This is a genomic window from Mesorhizobium comanense (genome assembly GCF_005503535.1).
Classification (GTDB): Bacteria; Pseudomonadota; Alphaproteobacteria; order Rhizobiales; family Rhizobiaceae; genus Mesorhizobium; species Mesorhizobium comanense.
This window is the reverse complement of sequence record NZ_SCNN01000060.1, coordinates 1-6047: the sequence shown is the minus strand read 5'-3', so window position 1 is coordinate 6047 and position 6047 is coordinate 1. Positions and strand designations below refer to the sequence as shown.

The window sequence follows — 6047 nt, the reverse complement described above, 5'->3', positions numbered from 1 at the left end:
ATGCGCACGGGTGATTTCAGTCCAGGCCATCGTGATCTCCATCGAATCTCGCAAATCCGACGGAATCACAACCTGCTGAAATCACTCAACTCTTTTTGGAACGGACACTAAGTATTCTGTTCGCCATGACCGCCAGGAGGACTTACATAGGCTCCATCTTTCGATTGGCGCAGTTCCTCACCGTGCCTCGCGGGAAGGATCGACGCCTTTCTTGGTAACAGAGGCGCCTTATAGTCCTACAAGGTTGGATCCACTTGCTCTCGTCTCGGGGTATAGGAGCCGGAACTGCCGTCCACTAGCTGAGCAGTGTCCGGATTCGACAGGCCTATTCTAGGCTGGAACACTCGAAAGCCGGATATTCAGCCCATCGTGCCGTGACGAATGATCAGTACAGGTCGCGGACGCGTACGAATGGGCCGCCAGTTTCAACGGCGCGGCGTACCTTTCTGGAGATCACGTCAGCGAAGGACAACTGGCGGGATAGGGTTTCATGAAGATCGAACCCATCCATACAGATGATCGAAGTCGGCGCTGTGCCGAAAGCTGTGAGCCCATCGGGAGTGAAACCGGTATTGCTGATGAACAAGCCTCGTGCCCATTTTGCCTTCCTGCCAACCTTGCCGGAAAACCGATCTAGATCGGCTACACCGGAATATTCATTCTGCCATTTGGCTTCGAGAAGATAGGTCTCGCCTTCGAGTGCGAAACTGCCGTCGATCTGTTCTCCGGTATTTCGAAAGGAGCCGCGCGGGGCAAGGTCATAGACAGCAAACAGTTCATGCAGAAACTTCTCGAAAGCGTAGCCACGTGGCTGCGGTGCAAGTTTGCTTACCTCGATCAGTTGCTGAGAGAGCGTAGTCAACAGTGTCGTTTTTGGCTTGCCGGAGGTTTTTTCGACTGGCGGCGGGTCGCGCCGCGGCAACATGTCGAGAAAAGATGCCTCGGTGAGTTCGGGTATGCTGAACGAAACACCGCGCAGCAGACTATTGAGTTGCTCGATCTCCTCTCGCTTTAACGGATCGCCTCGTCCTCTCCGCCATGTCATCGACTGGCGTACGATCGCATTGATGAGAGGGCAAAACCGGTTCCGCCGATGCTCCAGTGTAATACTGAGAAGCTGGACAAGGGATGGTAGCTTGCTTCCTTGCTGCCAGAAGTCTCCAACGCCGGCCTCGTTCGCGGCCAGTGGAAAGGCCGTGCGAGAGTTTCCGCTGCCGGGCAAGAAATCATAAAGGAGGTCAGCAATTGCGCTGATAGCGGTCGCCTCTTTTATGCTGAGTGACATCGGCTACCCCCTCTCAGCATTTTTCGGCGCCTGGTCCGGATGATTAGTAGGTGTCTGGATCTCGACGTCGCAAACCACGCAGCAAAAAAATCCGTTCGTGGTGGCGAGTTGGCTGGTTTGGGCATCTATCGATCCGTCGGCGTTCCTTGTCAGTGACCGACTGTGATCGTCCGACCGAAACCGCATGTATCGGCTAATGTTGGCCAGTCCGACAAACAATGGCCGAAACCCAAAACCATGCCCCTGTTCGGTGTAGTAGCGGGATACTCCTTCGTCCAAGGCCAATTCGAGCGCGGTGCCTGCATCAACCAGATGAGCATACGCCGGATTGCTACGAAGGCTGTTAAGCACTCCCACTCCAGCATCCGCCACAACAAACTCAAAGCGACCGGGTGAGGCGCTATAAACAACGTAGCCGGTTTCAACATGCCCGCTGTGGTCGATGACGTTCGCATAAAACTCGCCAATGGCCGCCGTGAGTTTTGCGCCATAGTCGTCTGAAAACCCCACCGCGATCGCTGCTCGTTTGGCGCGCAGCACAAAGTTGGTCCACGCGAGCTCATCTCGTCGAAGTCTATCAACCGAAATGTATCCCTGATGTCCCGAAGCGTGCTCGAACCAAGCATCCGTTACGTGCATGTTGCGCAAGAGTTCGCGATAGCTGTCGGTCGCGAGCCAAAGGCGTCCGCCATCTCCGTTCAAGACGTTCGGTTGCGTATGCCGCAACTCTAAGAGCGGTCCGAGGCCATCGGCATGAGTCGGCGGCAGGCCTGCCTCTGTGACCATGCCGCTCTGCAAACCGAGGCAAATGTCATCTACCAGATCGAAGGTCAGCGTTTCGATTTTCCACCTCACGCAGCTTTTGCAAAAGGCGCATCGCTGCCGTAGTAGGTGGCCCGCAAAAAAGCGATTTGCTCTTCAACATTGTGGATCAAAAGTTTGTCGACTGTCTCGCCGACGATGGTCGGCGCCGCAGGCCAGCGAAGCGCATTGTTGTCCAACCGTTCGGCGCGCTGACGCTTCAAAGTTTTCATGAAGGCGTTGGTTTCGATATAGATGACGCGACGATAGAATTGCCGTAGGAAAGGAATGACCTGAGGATCGCCGCGCACCACAATGTCTAGTTCCCTGCCGGAAACCTTGGCCAGATCAGCGAGCCTATCTAGGTGAAACTGCCTTCTGAGTTTTTGGCCTGAGCCGGTGATAAATTCGTAGGCGAGCGTCTCGATCTCGGAGCGCTCGGCGATGAACTTCGACCAACGCTCAAAGTCCCGATAGGTCCGGCCGTTGGGATGGAGTGCACAGGACAACCCTTCACGCTGGAATTCCTCGAACGTGATGGCGATGCGCTTCATGGCGTGAAGGTCATCTGTTCGCGGGTTATCAAGGAGAAGACTGAAGTTTGGCGTTGTTACGAGTGCGATCCCAAGTTCCTTCATCGTCTTGATGATTGCAATGCGCTGCTCGCCAAGGGTCCACCATGGCTCAACCCGGTGATCGTGATTGACGCCAGTTAGAACAAGGTCAGCCGCTGGGTCTATGCTGTATGCCTGACACAAAGCTTCGCGCGTCTCAAAATGAAGCTTCCCGTGCTTGAAGTCGATGATGTCTGCCAAGCGTAGAGCGAACGATCTGCCAGCGAGAGCTATTGATCGACTGCTTCCATGGTAGATGAGAGGCACAACATCCGAGCTCAATTGGGACGAACAAACGGATGTCCGTGGAATGCCTTCCAAATTAAGGCCACCGACCTCTCTCATCTGCTGTACAAAGAGCTGCGGGTTATGACGGCAGACGCGCGTACAGTGAACCGAGTCTTCGCAGCACAATTCCAGACAGTCGACAAGCGAAGCACGGACCGAAAGGCCGCCGCATTCGGAGAAATGAGGGCATCCAGGGCAACCCAAGGCCATGGTATTGCTGTAGGGATCATCTGTTAGCGATCGGACAATCACTTCAGGGCTTCGCTTATCTGGACGATGGAGGTTCAGCACAGAGATACTTCTGCTTTCTTCGAGAGCTTATGTACCCGACCCACGACACCGTTCGCCGCGCCCCCCGATTTCTCAATTGCGGAAATTACGTCGCCAGCGGGATTATCGAACGAGCCGACGACGCTATTGCCTCGGCGCAAACTCACCCGTCCGCCCTTTGTCTCAACAATAAGCACTTCGCCGTTGGCAACATTTACACCGGCGCTGATCGAAGCAATCGCGCGGCGGGGCTGGTTTGTGGGATTGACCGTGAACAAGCCCGGCGTAGCAAGCTCTGCACGCTTCGTATCGACGTGCTTACGTATCGTCTTCTTTGCTCTGTTTAAAAACTCCACTCCCATCAGATCGCCTCCTCAAATAACGGCCGATAGTATTTCGAACGACCCTGAGCGAATTCCCGAATCACACCACGAGCAGCAAGACTGGCAAGCCGATTGTTCCACGCTGTCGTGCTCTTAGTTTGCTCAGCTTCTCCAAATTTTTCCATGAGATGGTTGGCATCAACTCCATTATATTCGTTCACCAAGTCGAATGTCATCTGTTGCTTCGGATCAAGGCTGCCAATCAGCTCCGCTCCCGAGACGCGTTCGTCGCGGTCCAGGCGGCAGCTCATAATCGCGTCACCTTTGGTATTCGCGACAATCAACAATTCATCCAAAATATCGTCATTTATGTTCGCAACAACGGGATAATACTTAGATGAAAGGGTTCGCATGTACGCTTTCAGAGCGAATACCGATTCTCGCAGATAGCTGGCGGTAGCCACATCGATATTTGTAAAGTCGAGGAATAGCGGTGTCGGCGCAGCCGGCTCGCGGTCAATGGCCTTCACAAAGGTCGCAAAAGCAGCCTTGCCATTGATGGAGCCAGATAGCACCGGGCTGCTCCCAATGATCGCCATGTCCATTTTCATAGTCGTCACCTTCCTCACGTGTCTGACGTGAGATATAGGTTGCTGGCCCACAATGTCAAGGATTCTCTGGACTATCGGCTCGCTACCCCTGGGCGCTGGCGACGATTGTCCCGTCAGGGGGAAGGATTGGCTCGAGGCCGAACGGGAAGGCTAGAGCGGGTTCTCGCTATGATGCTGCTGCGGCTGGCTGAGGGGAGGGCAAGGGTCTCGCTGCCTGGCATCAAGGTCTCGAATGTGTTGGTATGGCCGGTGAGGGCCGTCCGGTTCTGGCATTGCAGTCAAGGGAACAGACCTGCCATCGACCCCTGTGGACATTTCCCCCAAAGCCAGCCGTCGAATTGTTGAGCTTTATCATCACCCATGCGCTATCCCATAACCAACACCATCCACACGGAGTTACTCCCCATTGAGCGTAGCCTTTGCCAAGGAGGAAAGTGCGGAGGCGGCGTCGGAGACCGCGCTGCCGGCCCGGCCTGTCTCCGATCGGATCAACCTCGTCACCGAGGCGGGTCTCCAGATGCTGCATGATGAATTGGCGCGCGCCCGGCAGGCGCTGGAGGCGGCAAGCGTGCTGGAGGATGTCAATGAGAGGCGGCGGCAGTCGGCGGTTCCGGTTCGGGATGTCACCTATTATGCCGAGCGCGTCCGCACCGCCCAGCTGATGCCGGCGCCGGCGTCTCATGATGTGATCGCCTTCGGGCACACCGTTACCTTCGCGCGGGACGATGGCCGTACACAGACGTTCCGCATCGTCGGCGAGGACGAGGCCGATCCGTCTCGAGCGTCCATCTCGCATGGGTCGCCGGTCGCGATCGCGCTGATCGGCAAGGCCGTTGGCGATGTTGTCCAGCTGGGGCCGCGCGAGCTCGAAATCCTGTCCATTTCCTAGTCTGGAAGGCGGCCTAGCCACTCAAGCGCCTGAGCGGCGTAGCGCGTTAGCGCCTGTCGCGGATCAATTAGCCCGGCCGGCAATGGCGTGCCTGCATCAGGCATTGTTTGCCGATGTTGTCAGCAACGCAGTTGGATAGCACCTGGAACGGGGGAAATTTTCCATATCGGAAGAATTGGAGGCAGTAGCTTCTTTCCTCCGGCCTCACGGTGGCCCAGTATCCAGCCAAACTGGCCTTGCGCTTATTTTCCTCTCGCAGGCAATTAGAAATTTCGTCGGCTTTACCGTTCGAGAATTTCGAATAACAATACGGATCACTTTTCAAGGCCGAGAAAATGGGTTCCGCTGTCGGCTCGCCGGGGCTGCAGAATACACGGCCATCGATGCAAGCCCGTCCCAACGCCGACGCAACGAAGAACCCGACAGTTCCATAGGTCTGGAACCTGACCTCTTTCATATAATCTCGCATCAGCCTTTCGTTTTCATCTGTCGTGACGAGATACCAGTAAGGCTCGAGCCTCGCCCTCATTGCCGTTTCATAAGCGAGGCACTTGTCCTTCTCGACCTGCTGCTCTGCCTTGACGAGCATGTTCGAGACGAGGGCGGTGCAGTAGCCTTCTGTGTCCAATTCAGGAAAAGGGAGTCCATCCTCCGCATGGGCAAATCGCGATGCCAGCAAAGCTGCGACGATCAGGAAAATCCGCACTGTGTTCACGCGCAAGCTCCCAATTTACTTGATGGCAACGAGGCCAGCAGCATTGCATACCGCATGTCGCGTCAGAATAGCGATCCTTCGACTGAAGGCCGCAAAGTCAATTCTATGCAGATCTTGCAGCGGCTTTGCCATGGTGCCAACCACCGTGGCGCACGCGGAAACGCTTTTTATCGATCTGGGGGCCAGCGGAGCGCGAATCCCGAACGCTAACTTCGGTCCATTGCAATCCCGACCGAAACCCGCTCTCTCAC

7 protein-coding genes are annotated in these 6047 nt (G+C 55.7%); 1 reads left to right on the top strand and 6 read right to left on the bottom strand.

Going from position 1 to position 6047, the window contains the following annotated elements:
* Positions 1-385 precede the first annotated feature (385 nt).
* The 5 genes from FFS37_RS36400 to FFS37_RS35445 all read right to left on the bottom strand — a co-directional run bounded on the left by FFS37_RS36400 (position 386) and on the right by FFS37_RS35445 (position 4192).
* On the bottom strand, positions 386-1285 hold the full coding sequence (locus FFS37_RS36400; RefSeq protein ID WP_137935532.1) for a restriction endonuclease: 900 nt from the start codon (positions 1283-1285) through the stop codon (positions 386-388).
* A gap of 3 nt (positions 1286-1288) precedes the next feature.
* On the bottom strand, positions 1289-2140 hold the full coding sequence (locus FFS37_RS35460) for a hypothetical protein (RefSeq protein WP_137935531.1): 852 nt from the start codon (positions 2138-2140) through the stop codon (positions 1289-1291).
* Complete coding sequence (locus FFS37_RS35455; protein ID WP_171026566.1) at positions 2137-2901, bottom strand: DUF4417 domain-containing protein; 765 nt, start codon at positions 2899-2901, stop codon at positions 2137-2139. The genes FFS37_RS35460 and FFS37_RS35455 overlap by 4 nt, the downstream gene beginning before the upstream one ends.
* A gap of 371 nt (positions 2902-3272) precedes the next feature.
* Entirely contained in the window at positions 3273-3620 is a 348-nt protein-coding gene (locus FFS37_RS35450) for a hypothetical protein (RefSeq protein ID WP_137935529.1), read from the bottom strand.
* Entirely contained in the window at positions 3620-4192 is a 573-nt protein-coding gene (locus tag FFS37_RS35445; protein ID WP_137935528.1) for a hypothetical protein, read from the bottom strand. Before FFS37_RS35445 ends, FFS37_RS35450 begins: the two co-directional genes overlap by 1 nt.
* A gap of 406 nt (positions 4193-4598) precedes the next feature.
* Between FFS37_RS35445 and greA the strand changes: the two genes are divergently transcribed.
* Positions 4599-5081, top strand: a complete 483-nt coding sequence (gene greA, locus FFS37_RS35440) for a transcription elongation factor GreA (protein ID WP_137935527.1) — start codon at positions 4599-4601, stop codon at positions 5079-5081.
* Positions 5082-5148: 67 nt separating this feature from the next.
* Here the strand turns inward: greA and FFS37_RS35435 are convergent, their stop codons facing one another.
* On the bottom strand, positions 5149-5796 hold the full coding sequence (locus FFS37_RS35435) for a hypothetical protein (protein ID WP_137935526.1): 648 nt from the start codon (positions 5794-5796) through the stop codon (positions 5149-5151).
* Positions 5797-6047 lie beyond the last annotated feature (251 nt).

Bases quoted from the DNA above. Each gene is read 5' to 3' on its own strand.
- FFS37_RS35445 (WP_137935528.1), bottom strand. From the start codon at position 4,192: ATGAAAATGGACATGGCGATCATTGGGAGCAGCCCGGTGCTATCTGGC.
- FFS37_RS36400 (WP_137935532.1), bottom strand. From the start codon at position 1,285: ATGTCACTCAGCATAAAAGAGGCGACCGCTATCAGCGCAATTGCTGAC.
- FFS37_RS35450 (WP_137935529.1), bottom strand. From the start codon at position 3,620: ATGGGAGTGGAGTTTTTAAACAGAGCAAAGAAGACGATACGTAAGCAC.